The 13,911-nt window shown below is 71.3% G+C and carries 20 protein-coding genes; 16 read left to right on the plus strand and 4 right to left on the minus strand.

Annotated elements, in window-relative coordinates; translation table 11 throughout:
- Positions 1 to 322 precede the first annotated feature (322 nt).
- Positions 323 to 556 (minus strand): hypothetical protein, encoded by a 234-nt coding sequence (locus tag ACFY0D_RS26720; RefSeq protein ID WP_390800597.1) that lies wholly within the window; start codon positions 554 to 556, stop codon positions 323 to 325.
- A gap of 218 nt (positions 557 to 774) precedes the next feature.
- Here ACFY0D_RS26720 and ACFY0D_RS26725 point away from each other — a divergent pair, with 218 nt between their 5' ends.
- The gene (locus ACFY0D_RS26725; RefSeq protein ID WP_390800598.1) at positions 775 to 984 is read left to right on the plus strand and encodes an acyl-CoA carboxylase epsilon subunit; all 210 of its coding nucleotides are present in this window, start codon (positions 775 to 777) and stop codon (positions 982 to 984) included.
- 50 nt (positions 985 to 1,034) lie between these two features.
- Here the strand turns inward: ACFY0D_RS26725 and ACFY0D_RS26730 are convergent, their stop codons facing one another.
- Positions 1,035 to 2,666 carry an FAD-dependent oxidoreductase gene (locus ACFY0D_RS26730; RefSeq protein ID WP_390800599.1) on the minus strand — a complete coding sequence of 544 codons (1,632 nt, stop codon included), beginning with the start codon at positions 2,664 to 2,666 and terminating at the stop codon, positions 1,035 to 1,037.
- Between the two features lie 276 nt (positions 2,667 to 2,942).
- On the opposite strand from ACFY0D_RS26730, the gene ACFY0D_RS26735 reads away from it, so the two are divergent.
- The 10 genes from ACFY0D_RS26735 (at position 2,943) to ACFY0D_RS26780 (ending at position 10,680) form a co-directional block, all read left to right on the plus strand.
- The gene (locus ACFY0D_RS26735; protein WP_390800600.1) at positions 2,943 to 4,040 is read left to right on the plus strand and encodes a SchA/CurD-like domain-containing protein; all 1,098 of its coding nucleotides are present in this window, start codon (positions 2,943 to 2,945) and stop codon (positions 4,038 to 4,040) included.
- A 116-nt stretch (positions 4,041 to 4,156) separates the two neighbouring features.
- On the plus strand, positions 4,157 to 4,600 hold the full coding sequence (locus tag ACFY0D_RS26740; RefSeq protein ID WP_053629578.1) for a cupin domain-containing protein: 444 nt from the start codon (positions 4,157 to 4,159) through the stop codon (positions 4,598 to 4,600).
- Complete coding sequence (locus ACFY0D_RS26745) at positions 4,597 to 5,868, plus strand: beta-ketoacyl-[acyl-carrier-protein] synthase family protein (RefSeq protein ID WP_390800601.1); 1,272 nt, start codon at positions 4,597 to 4,599, stop codon at positions 5,866 to 5,868. Before ACFY0D_RS26740 ends, ACFY0D_RS26745 begins: the two co-directional genes overlap by 4 nt.
- Positions 5,865 to 7,091: a beta-ketoacyl synthase N-terminal-like domain-containing protein gene (locus ACFY0D_RS26750; protein ID WP_390800602.1), complete on the plus strand. Its 1,227-nt coding sequence runs from the start codon at positions 5,865 to 5,867 to the stop codon at positions 7,089 to 7,091. Before ACFY0D_RS26745 ends, ACFY0D_RS26750 begins: the two co-directional genes overlap by 4 nt.
- Positions 7,092 to 7,109: 18 nt before the next feature.
- Positions 7,110 to 7,364 carry an acyl carrier protein gene (locus ACFY0D_RS26755; RefSeq protein WP_301373333.1) on the plus strand — a complete coding sequence of 85 codons (255 nt, stop codon included), beginning with the start codon at positions 7,110 to 7,112 and terminating at the stop codon, positions 7,362 to 7,364.
- Position 7,365: 1 nt separating this feature from the next.
- Complete coding sequence (locus ACFY0D_RS26760) at positions 7,366 to 7,845, plus strand: SRPBCC family protein (RefSeq protein ID WP_390800603.1); 480 nt, start codon at positions 7,366 to 7,368, stop codon at positions 7,843 to 7,845.
- Between the two features lie 20 nt (positions 7,846 to 7,865).
- Positions 7,866 to 8,207, plus strand: coding sequence for a TcmI family type II polyketide cyclase (locus ACFY0D_RS26765; RefSeq protein ID WP_030384553.1), 342 nt, complete (start codon positions 7,866 to 7,868; stop codon positions 8,205 to 8,207).
- Between the two features lie 159 nt (positions 8,208 to 8,366).
- On the plus strand, positions 8,367 to 8,999 hold the full coding sequence (locus ACFY0D_RS26770) for an NADPH-dependent FMN reductase (RefSeq protein WP_390800752.1): 633 nt from the start codon (positions 8,367 to 8,369) through the stop codon (positions 8,997 to 8,999).
- A gap of 66 nt (positions 9,000 to 9,065) precedes the next feature.
- Positions 9,066 to 9,983, plus strand: coding sequence for a MurR/RpiR family transcriptional regulator (locus ACFY0D_RS26775; protein ID WP_390800604.1), 918 nt, complete (start codon positions 9,066 to 9,068; stop codon positions 9,981 to 9,983).
- A 310-nt stretch (positions 9,984 to 10,293) separates the two neighbouring features.
- Positions 10,294 to 10,680 (plus strand): hypothetical protein, encoded by a 387-nt coding sequence (locus tag ACFY0D_RS26780; protein ID WP_030725700.1) that lies wholly within the window; start codon positions 10,294 to 10,296, stop codon positions 10,678 to 10,680.
- Positions 10,681 to 10,690: 10 nt separating this feature from the next.
- Here the strand turns inward: ACFY0D_RS26780 and ACFY0D_RS26785 are convergent, their stop codons facing one another.
- Both ACFY0D_RS26785 and ACFY0D_RS26790 read right to left on the minus strand, forming a co-directional pair.
- Complete coding sequence (locus ACFY0D_RS26785; protein ID WP_390800605.1) at positions 10,691 to 11,074, minus strand: toxin Doc; 384 nt, start codon at positions 11,072 to 11,074, stop codon at positions 10,691 to 10,693.
- A 68-nt stretch (positions 11,075 to 11,142) separates the two neighbouring features.
- Positions 11,143 to 12,009 carry a serine protease gene (locus tag ACFY0D_RS26790; protein ID WP_390800606.1) on the minus strand — a complete coding sequence of 289 codons (867 nt, stop codon included), beginning with the start codon at positions 12,007 to 12,009 and terminating at the stop codon, positions 11,143 to 11,145.
- 229 nt (positions 12,010 to 12,238) lie between these two features.
- On the opposite strand from ACFY0D_RS26790, the gene ACFY0D_RS26795 reads away from it, so the two are divergent.
- From ACFY0D_RS26795 to ACFY0D_RS26815, 5 genes are all read left to right on the plus strand, one after another.
- Complete coding sequence (locus ACFY0D_RS26795) at positions 12,239 to 12,745, plus strand: hypothetical protein (protein ID WP_390800607.1); 507 nt, start codon at positions 12,239 to 12,241, stop codon at positions 12,743 to 12,745.
- Between the two features lie 36 nt (positions 12,746 to 12,781).
- Complete coding sequence (locus ACFY0D_RS26800) at positions 12,782 to 13,030, plus strand: hypothetical protein (RefSeq protein WP_390800608.1); 249 nt, start codon at positions 12,782 to 12,784, stop codon at positions 13,028 to 13,030.
- A 133-nt stretch (positions 13,031 to 13,163) separates the two neighbouring features.
- Positions 13,164 to 13,490: a hypothetical protein gene (locus ACFY0D_RS26805; RefSeq protein ID WP_390800609.1), complete on the plus strand. Its 327-nt coding sequence runs from the start codon at positions 13,164 to 13,166 to the stop codon at positions 13,488 to 13,490.
- Positions 13,491 to 13,517: 27 nt separating this feature from the next.
- Positions 13,518 to 13,682 (plus strand): DUF6461 domain-containing protein, encoded by a 165-nt coding sequence (locus ACFY0D_RS26810; RefSeq protein WP_390800610.1) that lies wholly within the window; start codon positions 13,518 to 13,520, stop codon positions 13,680 to 13,682.
- The gene (locus ACFY0D_RS26815; protein WP_390800611.1) at positions 13,651 to 13,896 is read left to right on the plus strand and encodes a DUF6461 domain-containing protein; all 246 of its coding nucleotides are present in this window, start codon (positions 13,651 to 13,653) and stop codon (positions 13,894 to 13,896) included. The genes ACFY0D_RS26810 and ACFY0D_RS26815 overlap by 32 nt, the downstream gene beginning before the upstream one ends.
- The last annotated feature ends 15 nt before the right edge of the window (positions 13,897 to 13,911 follow it).

Genomic DNA, 13,911 nt, shown 5'->3' on the forward strand with positions numbered 1-13,911 from the left:
CCGGGGGGCGGGTTCGTGCGGTTTTTGTGGGGGGGGGGGGCCGGGGCTGGGGGGGGGGGTGGGGGGGGGGGGGGGTTGGGGTGGGGGGGGGGGGGGGGTTGCGCGCGCCCCCCCCCCGCGCCGCTGGACACTGTCCTCCGCACCCTCACGGGCCGTCAAGAGATTGAACCGGCAAAGCATTTGGGAGCAGGGCGAGTTCAATCAGTGAACGCCAGGGGCCCCGGTCGACGCCACGCCGACCGCCGGCCGGGGTTCCGAACCGCCGCCGGTCGACGGCCGGCGGCGGCAGGGCGCTCACCCGTACGGACCAACCCGCCGTACGTCACACCGGCGGGCCGAGCACCTCTTCGGCGCCGGGCAGGTCATGGACGGAGGCCGCCGTCCCGGTCAGCGGCAGCAGGCCGGACAGCGGGCACGGCACGGGCATCTCGTGGTCGACCTCCCACTGCCCGACCGCGTTCCCGCCCGCCTTCCCGCCCGAGTGGTCCACGGTGCAGACGGCGTACAGGTTGCCGGCGCAGCCCCGGCACAGCAGCGGCCGGTGGCCGGTCACCACGGCCGGTCCGGAGTGCCGCGCACGGCACGCTCTTGTAGCGTCGGTCGCGACAGGATTCCAGGTGATCCCACCGGAGTCCGCAGGCCGGTTCGCTCACGCGGAACACGTCCCGTCGGCGCACCGAGCCACCCGTGTGCCGCCCGCGCCGGAGCCGAGCCGGTCCGCCCCTCGCGAAGCGACCGGGCGCACGCGCAGCCCCCGTGAGAGAGGCCGTGCCGATGTCGAAGGATGTCCCGATAGCGAGCCTGCTGCGTGTGGAGAGGGGCGTCGCCGCCCCCGAGGAACTGGCCGCGATCGCGGTCGTCGTCGCGTGTTACGCCCAACGGACCTCCGGCGGCGGCGACACGGCCGGAGGTGCCGGGCCCGGCCGCCGGCGAACCGCCGTACCGGCCGCCGGCTGCTGGGCAGGTTGCTGGGCCTGCCGCTGAACCGCTTCCGCCGGCCGCACGCACGGCCGGCGGAAGCGGGGACGAGGTGGTCACGCCCGGCGCAGCACCGTCGAGAGGACCTCGCGCAGCGTCGCCGGGGCATCGGCCACGGCTCCCTCCGAGCGCCAGGCCACGAACCCGTCCGGCCGTACGAGCACGGCGCCCTCGGCGCTCATCGCGTGTACCTCGGTCCAGTCGGAGCGCCCCTCCTGGACCAGGTCCGCACCCGGCCCGGAGCCGATCGTGTAAGCGTCCAGCCGCACCCGCAGTTGCCCGGCGACCTGCTTCGCGGCCGCCTGCCACGGCGTTCCCGCACCGCTGAGCAGCACGAAGGAGTGCTCGTAGAGGTCCAGGGTGGAGATCCGCTCACCCGACCGGGTCACCCACATGTGCGGGGCCCGGGTCCCGGTGTCGCCGACCAGCCGCAGGGTCTCCGGGATGACGGGCCGTCCGGGCTCGCCGCCCACGAGCGCGCCCTTCGGGTAGCAGTAGCCCATGGCGGTGGTGAGGACCCCGCTGCCCGGCCCGCCGCCCATGGTGGGCGGCGGCGCGTACCCCGGGTGGCTGTGTTCCGCCGAACGGGCCGACGCCCGCTCGCTGGTGGCCCTGGCCACCGGCAGCCGCTCGGCCTCGTAGGTGTCGAGCAGTCCGATGCCGGCCGAGCCGTCCAGTACCGCGGCGATCTTCCACGCCAGGTTGTGCGCGTCCTGGATGCCCGTGTTGGAGCCGAACGCCCCCGTGGGGGACATCTCGTGGGCCGCGTCCCCGGCCAGGAACACCCGACCGGACGAATACCGCTGCGCCACCCGTTCGGCCGCGTGCCACGGGGCCTTGCCGCCGATCTGCACGTCCAGGTCGGGTACGCCGATCGCGTCGCGGATCTGATCCACGCAGCGCTCGTCGGTGAAGTCCTCCAGGGTCTCGCCCTGCTCCGGGTGCCACGGGGCGTGGAAGACCCACTGCGTCTTGTTGTCCACCGGCAGCAGTGCCCCGTCCGCCCCCGGGCGGATCAGGTAGCAGACGATGAAGCGCAGGTCGCCCAGCACCTCGACGAGCTTCTCCGAGCGGAAGGTGACGCTCACGTTGTGGAACAGCTCGCCGTTACCCGTCTGGGGGATCCGCAGCTGCTCCCTGACGGGACTGCGCGGCCCGTCCGCGGCGATCAGGAAGTCGGCGCGCACGGTGATGTGCTCGCCCGTCTCCCGGTCCTTCACCACGGCGTTCACCCCTGTGGCGTCCTGGTCGAAACTCATCAGCTCGGTGGAGAACCGCACGTCCGCGCCCATGCCGCGACTCTGTTCGGCCAGGACCGGCTCGATGTTGTTCTGGCTGCACAGACACCAGCCGGTCGGACTGAACCGGGCCAGCGCCCCGGCCGGATCGATCGACTTGACCAGCCAGTTGTGGTCGCCGTCGGTCAGCGACCGGGCCTGCAGAATGCCCTGATTTCCCTCCAGTACGGACGCCGCCCGGCGGATCGCGCGCTCCGCCCCTGCCGTGCGGAACAGCTCCATCGTCCGGGCGTTGATGCCACGGCCCCGCGGGTGTGCGGAGGTGCCGGAGTGCTTCTCGACCAGCAGGTGCCTCACTCCGTGGCGGCTCAGGAAAAGCGAGGTGGACAGGCCCACGAGGGAGCCGCCCACGACGAGAACCGGTACGCGAACATCGGCGTTGTCTTCCATCAGCTGCGGGCTCCTGTTTTCTGTGTGGGGGAGTGGACTCTTTATGCCCCCGATCCGGGATGAGGCCCAGTTGATTCGCCGGTTGTCACCCGCTTGATCCGGACATGTAGCGGTACGTCCCCACCCGGATGACGATGAGCGACAGCGGCTCCCCCTGAGACGCGCCGGCCTGCCGTTCCCCACCAGAGGCGGCCGCCGGCCCGGGCGGACGCCACCGGTGACGGACGAGGGGTCCGTACGCGATGGATCTCCACCCCCTCATGAAGGAGTGAGTAGATGACAACCACCCTGTCCGAACGGGTGTCGCAGTCAGCCTTCGACGGCTCCATGCTCCGGGTCGTCCTGCTGATGGATCTCCACGAGGGGACCCAGCAGCAGTTCTTCGAGGCGTACGAACAGCTCCGCCACGACATCGCGTCGGTTCCGGGCCACATCAGCGACCAGCTGTGCCAGTCCTTCGAGAATCCCTCCCAATGGCTCATCACCAGTGAGTGGGAAAGTGCCCCGCAGTACCTCGCATGGGTCAACAGCGAGCACCACGCCGAACAGGTGAAGCCGCTCGGCGCGTGCGCCCGTGCCATGCGCCCGCTCAAGTTCACCGTCCTGCGGGAGACCGGACGCGGCTACGGCCAGGAGTCCCGCCCGGCCACGGCGCGGCTGCAGAAGACCCCCCGGCTGGGTGCCGGCATCGTGCGCCACGCCCTCACCTTCACCGTCAAGCCGGGGAGCGAGAAGGACGTCGCGTCCATCCTCTCCAGCTACGCCTCCCCGGCGGCCCGGGTCGACGACCACACCCGCCTGTGCCGCACGTCCCTGTTCATGCACGGCAACCGGGTCGTACGGACGGTGGAGGTCCAGGGCGATCTGATGGCGGCCCTGCGGCACGTCTCCGAGCAGCCCGAGGTGCGCGCCGTCGAGGAGGCCATCAACCCCTACCTCGAACAGGACCGGAACCTGAACGACCCGGAGTCCGCGCGCATGTTCTTCATGCGCGCGGCGCTCCCGGCGGTCCACCACATCGCCGCACCCGAGCCCGAGTCCGCCGAGGTCCAGCGGCACGCGCTCTTCTACCCGGCCAAGCCCGGCTGCGGCGCCGCGCTCGCCAAGTTCCTGGCCCGGCAGGACGAGGCGGCCGCACACCACCCGGCCAGCCCCGTTCGGAGCAGCAGCATCTTCCAGCGTGACGACATCGTCGTCCGGCTCATCGACGTCCGCGGCCCCTTCGACGCCGAGCCCGACACCACCTTCGGTGTCTCGGGACCGCGCAAGGCGGCGGTGCTCGACCGCCTGACGGCCCGGGCCGGCAGGCGGGTCCGTACCGCCGGCCACACCATGAACCTGATCACGGACCGCCGGGCACCTGCGGATTCCTGATCCTCCCCGGCCCTCCCCGGCCCCCCCCGGCCCACCCCCCGTTCCACTCCATCCGCTCCACCCCCGATCCCGACCCGTCCGCACCAGGCTCTCCCCACACGCAGGAGGAACCCGCCATGACCCAACAGCGCCCACGCATCGTGGACCTCAGCGAGACGCCCCCCAACCGCCGGCGCGGCGGAGACCTGAGGGCGGTGCTCACCCCGACGTCCGTGGGTTCCACCAGCGGCTTCATGGGCCTGGCGATCATGGCCCCCGGGGAGTCGATCGCGGAGCACTACCACCCGTACTCCGAGGAGTTCGTGTACGTGGTCAGCGGCCGGCTGGAGGTCGACCTCGACGGCGAGGCCCACCCGCTGCGCACCGACCAGGGACTCCTGGTTCCGCTCAACACGCGCCACCGCTTCCGGAACGTGGGGGACACCGAGGCCCGCATGGTCTTCCACCTCGGCCCGCTGGCCCCGCGCCCCGAGCTCGGTCACGTGGACACCGAGCAGGCCCCTCACCCGGAGGGCACCGCGTGGGAGCAGCCCCCGGACCGTACGGGAGCGGTCTCGTGACCCGCCGGCGGGTGGCCGTCACCGGAGTCGGCGTCGTCGCGCCCGGCGGGATCGGCGTCCGCGACTTCTGGGACCTGCTCTCCAACGGCCGTACGGCGACACGCGGGATCAGCCTCTTCGACCCGGCCGGGTTCCGCTCCCGGATAGCCGCCGAGGTCGACTTCGACCCCACCGCTCACGGCCTCGAACCCGGCGAGGCGGACCGGGCCGACCGCTACATCCAGTTCGCCCTGGTGGCCGCCCGGGAGGCGGTGAAGGACGCGGGCCTCGACCTCACCACGGACGAGGCCTGGCGGACCGGAGTCTCCCTCGGCACGGCCGTCGGCGGCACCACCCGGCTGGAGCACGACTACGTGGCCGTCAGCCAGTCCGGATCCTGGTGGGACGTGGACCACAAGCGGGCCGGCCCGTTCCTGCACCGGGCGTTCACCCCCGCCACCCTCGCCTCCGCCGTCGCGGAGCAGACGGGTGCGCGGGGCCCGGTCCAGACGGTCTCCACCGGCTGCACCTCGGGACTCGACGCCATCGGGTACGCCGTGCACTCCATCGCGGAGGGCCGGATGGACGTCTGCATCGCGGGCGCCTCCGACTCACCCATATCGCCGATCACCGTGGCCTGCTTCGACGCCATCAAGGCGACCTCGCCGAACAACGACGACCCGGCCCACGCCTCCCGGCCGTTCGACGCCGACCGGGACGGGTTCGTCCTCGGCGAAGGCGGAGCCGTCCTCGTACTCGAAGAGCTGGAACACGCCCGCGCCCGCGGTGCGACCGTCTACTGCGAGATCGGCGGCTACGCCACCTTCGGCAACGCCCACCACATGACCGGGCTGACCGCCGAGGGCCTGGAGATGGCCCGGGCCATCGAAACCGCCCTCGCCGAAGCCGGCGTCGCCGCCGACGAGATCGACTACGTCAACGCGCACGGCTCCGGCACCAAGCAGAACGACCGCCACGAGACCGCAGCGGTCAAGCGGGTCCTGGGCGACCACGCCTACAAGACGCCGATGACCTCCATCAAATCCATGGTGGGGCACTCCCTCGGCGCGATCGGCGCCATCGAACTGGCGGCCTGCGTACTCGCCATGACCCACCAGGTGGTACCGCCGACGGCGAACTACGAGACGCCCGACCCCGAGTGCGACCTGGACTACGTACCCCGCGTCGCGCGCGGCCGGAAGCTGCGCAGCGTGCTCTCGGTGGGCAGCGGCTTCGGCGGATTCCAGTCCGCCGTGGTCATGACCCGGCCGAAGGAGGAGGTCTCGTGACCAGCCGTACGGTCATCACGGGCATCGGAGTCGTCGCGCCCAACGGCGTGGGCGCCGACGCCTTCTGGAAGGCGACCCAGTCCGGACTCAGCGTGCTGGACCGGGTCACCAGGGCGGGCTGCGAGCACCTGCCGCTGCGCGTCGCGGGCGAGGTCCGGGGTTTCGACCCCGGCGCCATGGTCGAGGACCGCTTCCTCGTCCAGACCGACCGCTTCACCCACCACGCCCTCGCCGCGGCCGACCTCGCCCTGGAGGACGCCCGGCTCGGCCGGGCCGACTACGAGGGCGACCCCTTCTCCGTGGGCGTCGTCACCGCCGCCGGATCCGGCGGCGGCGAGTTCGGCCAGCGTGAGCTCCAGCACCTCTGGGAGCAGGGGCCGCGCTTCGTGGGCCCCTACCAGTCGATCGCCTGGTTCTACGCGGCGAGCACCGGCCAGATCTCCATCCGGCGCGGACTGAAGGGCCCTTGCGGGGTCGTGGCCAGCGACGAGGCGGGCGGACTGGACGCGTTCGCGCACGCCGTCCGCGGGATCCGCCAGGGCAGCCGGGCCATGCTGGTCGGGGCGACGGAGGCACCACTGGCGCCGTACTCCATCGTCTGCCAGCTGGAGTACGAGGGGCTGAGCACGGGGGAGGACCCCGAGCGCGCCTACCGGCCCTTCACCGACAAAGCCTGCGGATTCGTCCCCGCCGAGGGCGGCGCGATGTTCGTCGTCGAGGACGAGGACGAGGCCCGCCGCCGCGGCGCCACCGTACGGGCGGTCCTGGCCGGCCACGCCGCGACCTTCACCGGCACCCGGCGACGGGACACGTCCGGCGAGGGGCTGGCCCACGCCATCCGCGGCGCCCTGCGGGAAGCCGGCTGCGCGCCCGAGGAGATCGACGTGGTCTTCGCCGACGCCATCGGGACCCCGGAGGCCGACGCGGCCGAGGCGGCCGCCATCGCCGACGCCCTCGGCGCGTACGGGCGGAAGGTGCCGGTCACGGCGCCCAAGTCCGGTACCGGCAGGGCGTACTGCGCGGCGCCGGCCCTCGACACCGCGGCCGCTGCCCTGGCCCTGGAGCACGGCATCGTCCCGCCGACCCCGAACGTCTACGACGTGTGCCACGACCTCGACGTGGTGACCGGCAGCGCCCGTACGGCGGAGCTGCGCACCGCGCTGGTGCTCAGCCGCGGCCGGATGGGGTCGAACTCCGCGCTCGTCGTCCGCAAGGGCTCGTAGGAAGAAGGGAGAACCAAGATGTCCGACCGGCTGACCCCGGAGGAACTGGCGGCCCTCATGAAGAAGGCCGGCATCACCGTCGATCCCGCCGAGCTGGCGAGCCGCCCGCACTCCGCGTTCGACGAGTACGGCCTCGATTCGCTGGGCCTGCTCGGGATCGTCGGCGAACTGGAGAACCGGCGGGGGCGGGCGCTGCCCACCCACGCCGACCGCTGCAAGACCCCCGGGGAATTCCTCGACCTCGTCAACCACAGTCTGATGACCGGAGCCTGACATGACAGGACACACCGAGAACGAGATCACCGTCAACGCGCCCGTGGACGTCGTATGGGAGATGACCAACGATCTCCCCAGCTGGCCGCAGCTGTTCAGCGAGTACGCCTCCCTCGAAATCATCGAGGAGAAGGGCGACACCACCCGCTTCCGCCTGACCATGCACCCCGACGAGAACGGCAAGGTGTGGAGCTGGGTCTCGGAGCGGACCGTCGACCGCAAGGGCCTCACGGTCCGTGCCCGACGGGTGGAGACCGGCCCGTTCGCGCACATGGACATCCACTGGCAGTACTTCAAGGTGCCCGGTGGCACCCGGATGAAGTGGACCCAGGACTTCGCGATGAAGCCGGACGCCCCCGTCGACGACGCGTGGATGACCGACAACATCAACCGCAACTCCCCGATCCAGATGGCGCTCATCCGGGACAAGATCGAGAAGCGCCAGCGCGAGGGCCGTGCCCCCGCCGTCAGCCGAGTCTGAGACGAAAGGCAGGCACCCGGATGAACCAGACGCACCGCGCTCTCATCGTCGCCCGGATGGCGCCGGGATCGGCGCCGGACATCGCCGACCTCTTCGCCGGCTCGGACGCGGGTGAACTCCCGCACCTCGTAGGGGTCACGCGCCGCAGCCTGTTCCAGTTCGGCGACGTCTACTTGCACCTGATCGAGTCGGACCGGCCGCCCGGCCCGGCCATCGCGAAGGTCACCGAGCACCCGGAGTTCCGGGACCTCAGCGACCGGCTGACCGCCTACATCAGCCCGCACAACCCGGACACCTGGCGCAGTCCGAAGGACGCCATGGCCCACGAGTTCTACCGCTGGGAGAACCCCGGCGCGAAGTGACCCGCGGCCCGGACGGGACCCGCACACCGAAGTGTGCGGGTCCCGCCGCGTGTGGCCGATCGCAAGAGAGCAGGAGGAGACGGCATGAACCCGACCGACACCGACCACTTCCCGGCGGATCCGGGCCGTCCGCACGACGGCGGGCCCGCCCGTACCTCCCTGCACGTGCTCGTCCTGTCCGGTTCCTCCCGCACCGGATCGGTCAACGTCCGCCTCGGCTCCCTGGTCGCCGACCTGGTGTCCCGGGCCGGCGCCACCGCAGAGGCCGCCACGCTCGGCGACTTCCCGATGCCCCCGTACGACGGCGACGCGGAGGCCGACGAGGGACTGCCCGAAGGAGCCCTGGCCCTGTGCGCGCGGATCGAGGCCGCGCAGGCGCTGATCATCGCCTCCCCCGAGTACAACGCCTCCGTACCGGGCGTGCTCAAGAACGCCATCGACTGGGTCTCCCGCTACCGCCCGCAGCCCTTCAAGGACAAGCAGACCCTGCTGGTGTCGGCCTCGCCCTCGATGGTCGGCGGCAACCGCGGGCTCTGGGCCCTGCGCGTACCGCTGGAACACCTCGGCGCGCGCGTCTACCCGGACATGTTCAGCCTGGCGGGCGCGCACCAGGCGTTCACCGAGGACGGCGCCCTCACCGACCCGGGCCTCGGCGAGCGCCTCACCAGTACGATCGGCTCCTTCCTCGACCTCGTCGAGGCCGACACCCGCTACCTGTGCCTGCAGCGCCGCTGGTACGAGTTCCTGGGCGACCGCACCGACGCCCCCGTGACCTCGCGCGCCCAGGACTGATCATCACCGGCCACAGGGGGTGAGCTATGTTGGAGCGCGAGTGACATGAGTTAGGGAGGCCCTCGAGTGTCATCGGGGCAGCAGGCACGCGCACAAGCGGCTGCGATCACACCAGGGGGGCAGTCGTCCGAAGAGGTCCGTCCTCCGGCCGACCGGCTCCTCGCGCTCTTCGACGGACGCCGCCTGTCACCGGGCCAGCGCCGCATCGCCCAGTACCTGATCGACCACCTCACCGAGGCCGCGTTCCTCTCGATCACCGAACTGGCCGAGCGGGTGGGCGTGAGCCAGCCCTCCGTGACCCGCTTCGCCGCCTCCCTCGGCTTCAGCGGCTACCCCGCCCTGCGTGACGTGCTGCAGCCGATCGCGCTCAGCGCCGTCGCCGGCGCCCCGGACCCCCGCGCGCAGATCCGCCGCAACGAGCTGCAGGAAGCCGTCGACGCCGAGATCGAGAACCTGGAGAACGTGCGCAGGCTGCTCGCCGACACCGACCAGGTGCTGGACATCGGCCGCGAGCTGGCCGCCTCGGTGCCGCTGACCATCCTGGGCCTGCGCATCTCGGTCTCGCTCGCGGAGTACTTCGCGTACGCGGCCCGGCGCATCCACCCCGACGTGCGCCTGGTGACCCGCGGCGGCAGCGTCGCCTACGACGCGCTGCTGCAGTCCAGGGCGGCCGGCGGGACCTGGGTGCTCGCCTTCGCCATGCCGCGGCACGCCAAGGAGACCCTGGCCGCCATTCGCGCCGCCCGCAGTACGGGGCTGCGTGTGGTCCTGATCACGGACCCCACGCTGGGGCCGATGGTGGACGAGGCGGACGTGGCCCTGACGGCGGGGACCGGATCCCGGCTGGTTTTCGACTCGTACGCGGCGCCCGGAATGCTGTCCGCCGCCCTGCTGCAGGCGATGGCCGACGCGGACCCGGAGCGGACCCAGGCCCGTCTGGAGAGCTACGAGCACGTGGCCGACCAGCACGGCTTCTTCCTGTAGCCCGTTCCGGCTCGGTTCACCAGGCGATATTCAGCCCTCAAGGTGCATGAAATTTTTCATACTCTTGCTTACTCGACGGTATATATGTTTACTGACGACGGCGCTCCGGATCCACCAGATGCCAAGGAGGACCCCCATGTCCTCCCGAACGTACTCGCGGTACGACGAACCTCCTCAGGTCGCGACCGCGTGTCGGGTCCAGGCTTTGGATCCCCGCAGAGCGCCCATGGCGGCCTCGGTCAACCCCTGGGCCGAGGCCGCCCCCCAGAACGTCTCGATCAGAGTTCGACACCACTCGGAAGTGACGAGAATGCCTCAGACGGCCACGTTTACCCTCAGCCCTGACTGGCCCATGCAGGTCAAGGCACCCGGTACGCACGACTGGGAGCGCACGGCCACGCGCTGGCTGCGGGATCTGCTCCCGGCCCGCTACGGCGGCTACCTGACGCTCACCCGCCACCACGCGCTCCTGGCCCGGCACGTCCAGCTCCAGCTGCAGCACGAGATGCGCGCGGTGCGGGCGGCCCTGCAGACCAGCCGCGCCGAGCTGCCCACCATGGGCATCGCCGAGTCGGTCATCGAGAACTCGATCAGGATGTACGCCGTCGAGCTGGAGCAGCTGGGACGGCTCGCCCGCGGCGCACGCCTCGTGTCCGACGCGCTCCTCGTCGGCACCCCCGCCCAGCGCAGGCGCTGACCGCGGGGCCCTACCCCGCCTGGGTCGGCTGCCAGGAGCGGAGCCGGGCGGCCACGTCGAAGACGGTGGCGCGCAGCATGCGGATGTCGGTGATGAGGTCGCGCCACTGCTCGTAGGTGGCGTCCACCGCCTTGCCGGAGGCCTCGATGTACGCGACGGCGACCCCGTAGGCGAAGTACTCGTTGGAGTCGGGGAGCGGCCGGAGCAGCACGATCGCGTCGAGCAGGGCGGCCGCCCGCCAGTAGGCGTCGGGGTCGTCCACTTCCAGACTGGGCGTGTTCACCCGGTGCCGGGCCACGGCGGCTACCAGGGCGGAGTGGTCGGCCACCGCCACGTCCTTGAACAGCGCCTCCTGCCGCTCCAGCAGCCAGCGGTGATCGATGTGCAGTTCCACGCCTCCGAGTATCCCCGCCCGGGGCCCGGCCGTGGGGCTTTTCGGGTCGGGCGGGGACGCGCGCGGGATTACGGCTTGGGGAGCACGCAGCCGGGGCGGTTCAGATCGATCTTGTTTCCGGGCGCTATGCAGGGGACGACGATGTACGTCTGCTGCGCGTAGTTGATGCCCTGGCGGACCGTCACGTTGCCGTTCTGGTCGACCTCGCACGGGTTGTTGTCCGTGCAGCGGGCGCCGTCCTCGTTCCCGGTGTTGTTGACGGCGACGACCTTGCCGGTCGCCGTGTCGACCACCGGTGACCCGGAGGTGCCGCCGATGGTGTTGCAGGCGGAGGTGTAGCGGACCGAGTCCTTCCAGGTCCAGGCGCCCTCCTTGAGGCGGTAGGCGAAGCCGTCCACGTTGCAGCTGTAGATCCGCTTCCAGTAGCCCGAGACCACCTTGATCGCCGAGCCCTGGGCCGGGCGTGCGCCGTCGAGTGTCAGCGCGGTGATGCCGTACTGGCTCTGGATCTGGGCGTAGGTCCGGGTCAGCTGGTAGATCGAGATGTCGGTGTCGGTCATCGTCGCGTACGCGATCTTGCTCGCGCGGAGCGTGCCGACCTTCGATCCGGCCGAGTTGAGCAGCGAGAACGAGCGGCTGGACGGGCGGTCCTTGACGACCTCGCCGGCCGCCGGGAAGCCCGACTCCAGGCAGTGCCCGTTGGACAGGACCAGCGCGAGGTCGTTCGGCTGGGAGCCGGGCGCGCGGACGACGGATCCGGAACAGTTGCTGAGGGCCACGGTGCCCGCGAAGTTGACCGCGACGGCGGTGGCTTCGGAGGCGATGGGTGGGGTGGTGATGGGTGCGGTGGGTGCGGTGGGCGCGGCCACGGCGGGGGTGACCGCCGCTCCCAGCAGGAGCAGGGAGAGTAAGGCGCCGGTGAGAGGCTTGTTCATGTGGGGGTTCCCCTCTGATGACAATGCGACCGAAGATCCTCCGGTTGTCATGTGCATTGTTGGGACCTCGGCTGCAAGTCGCAAGACCGCGTGGTGAGTTGACGCGGGTGCCGGGGGAGGGGTCCCGGACGGCGCGGAGTGCACCGATAACGGTCCGCGCACGGGTGTTCCGCACCGGTGGCTTTGCCTCCTACGGTCGGTGCAGCACAGTTCCGGACCAGGAGGCAACGTGAAGCGCGAGATCGACATCGACCAGCTGGTGACGGCGATGAAGGCGGTCGACGAGGCGGGGCGGCTCTTCGAGGAGGCGCGCGCCGTCTACGAGGCGCGCGGCCTCAAGAGGATCAGCGACGACTTCAAAGTGGCGGGCGGCTCGGTCCAGACGCTGCAGGGAGCCGAGGAGATGGCCCTCGGGGCCCGCAAGTACCTCGCCGAACTCGCGCTGATCGCCGGCTACGCGGCCGCCGGCCTCGATGCGCGTGCGGGAGAGAGACCGGAGACCGCCCGGGCCGGTTTCCCCGGCATCTCGGGCGGCGGTGCCCGCATGGGCCGACCGCTGCTCGATCCGACCCTGGAGGGACTGCGGCTGCTGCTGGCCGTCGACTTCTTCGAGCCCGCCTTCAAGACCGCGATCGAGGAAGTCGTACAGGCCGAGAAGGCCACCTACCCCGACCCCTCCACGTTCCGCATCCCCACGCGCGCCGACCGTGCCGCCACGGCCGGCCGCACCCCCTGAGGTGCCGGGCCGGGCCGACGGGGCCAGGCTGGGGGTATGCGTCATGCACCCGTCGTCGTACACCGGATCTTCCCGTCGGGGGGCCGGCAGGTGACCCTGCGGACCTCGAACGGAGAGGAGTCCCTGGGCCTGGCCCGCTCGGACGAGGACGTCATCGAATTCCTGCGCCGGGCCGGCATGCCGGACCCCGACGACGTGGTCCTCGGCGGCGCCGAGCTGCTGGACTGGGAGTGGGACACCCCCCACGTGTACGAGGCCGACCCGCCGACCGACGACCTCCCCTGACGGGCGTTGCAGGCCGAGCGGTGTCCGACCTGCTGCCGCCTGCCCGGGGCGAGGCGGTGCAGGGTGGCGGCGGCGGCACGGCCCGGTCCCACCCGGACTCACCACCATGAACAGGACGCTGTTGGATGGCGGCATGGTGAGACGCAAGAAGGAGAAGAAGAAGCGGGCCGCCTTCGGCATTCCGAAGGGGATCGTCCTGCTGGCCACGCCGGAGGGCTGGCGCATCAGCGTCCTCACCGTGGACCCGGGAATGCTCTGCGGTCGCCTGGACGTGCCGATCGGCACCGGCCCACAGGACGCGCGGGACGCGGCGGCGCTGATGGTGACGGAACTCGCGCGCGACGTCCACGACACCGACGTCGAGGTGAGCTGGGATCCGCCCCAGGAGCTCTGGTCATGGACCGCCCACGTCACCCTCGCCTCTGCCAACGCACCTGCTTCGGCGGGGACCGGGAATTGATCGCCGGTGCCGGTGGGCGGTGGCAGGATGCGCTGCACGACCTCGGCCACTGCGGCCGACTACGGCTGGATACGTTCCTCGTCCCTGTTCGCGTACGGGCTGGAGGGCGGGTACACGCTGACGCTGGTGCGGGGACTGTCTCCTGCGGAGCTGCTCGCAAGTGGCGGGGGCCGAGCCACGGGGGACGTGTGAGGGGGTCCGCGAACTGATCCATGAGCACACGGAGATCCTGTTCGGGTACGAGAACCGGCCCGAGTCGGGTGACGAAGGCCCCGACGTCGACAGGAAGGCCGCGGTACGCGCGCTGACCGAGCGCCTCACCGGCGTACGGGTGACCGAGAACCTGCTGGCGGATGCCGGGTACCAGACGGGCGAGGTACCGGAGGGACCCGCCGGGGCGTGGTAGAGCGGCAGCGTCGGC

It is taken from the genome of Streptomyces sp. NPDC001502 (assembly GCF_042894785.1).
Classification (GTDB): Bacteria; Actinomycetota; Actinomycetes; order Streptomycetales; family Streptomycetaceae; genus Streptomyces; species Streptomyces kutzneri.

Bases quoted from the DNA above. Each gene is read 5' to 3' on its own strand.
- ACFY0D_RS26755 (WP_301373333.1), top strand. From the start codon at position 7,110: ATGTCCGACCGGCTGACCCCGGAGGAACTGGCGGCCCTCATGAAGAAG.
- ACFY0D_RS26740 (WP_053629578.1), top strand. From the start codon at position 4,157: ATGACCCAACAGCGCCCACGCATCGTGGACCTCAGCGAGACGCCCCCC.
- ACFY0D_RS26730 (WP_390800599.1), bottom strand. From the start codon at position 2,666: ATGGAAGACAACGCCGATGTTCGCGTACCGGTTCTCGTCGTGGGCGGC.
- ACFY0D_RS26800 (WP_390800608.1), top strand. From the start codon at position 12,782: ATGCGTCATGCACCCGTCGTCGTACACCGGATCTTCCCGTCGGGGGGC.
- ACFY0D_RS26810 (WP_390800610.1), top strand. From the start codon at position 13,518: ATGCGCTGCACGACCTCGGCCACTGCGGCCGACTACGGCTGGATACGT.
- ACFY0D_RS26780 (WP_030725700.1), top strand. From the start codon at position 10,294: ATGCCTCAGACGGCCACGTTTACCCTCAGCCCTGACTGGCCCATGCAG.
- ACFY0D_RS26805 (WP_390800609.1), top strand. From the start codon at position 13,164: ATGGTGAGACGCAAGAAGGAGAAGAAGAAGCGGGCCGCCTTCGGCATT.
- ACFY0D_RS26765 (WP_030384553.1), top strand. From the start codon at position 7,866: ATGAACCAGACGCACCGCGCTCTCATCGTCGCCCGGATGGCGCCGGGA.
- ACFY0D_RS26760 (WP_390800603.1), top strand. From the start codon at position 7,366: ATGACAGGACACACCGAGAACGAGATCACCGTCAACGCGCCCGTGGAC.
- ACFY0D_RS26735 (WP_390800600.1), top strand. From the start codon at position 2,943: ATGACAACCACCCTGTCCGAACGGGTGTCGCAGTCAGCCTTCGACGGC.
- ACFY0D_RS26790 (WP_390800606.1), bottom strand. From the start codon at position 12,009: ATGAACAAGCCTCTCACCGGCGCCTTACTCTCCCTGCTCCTGCTGGGA.
- ACFY0D_RS26725 (WP_390800598.1), top strand. From the start codon at position 775: ATGTCGAAGGATGTCCCGATAGCGAGCCTGCTGCGTGTGGAGAGGGGC.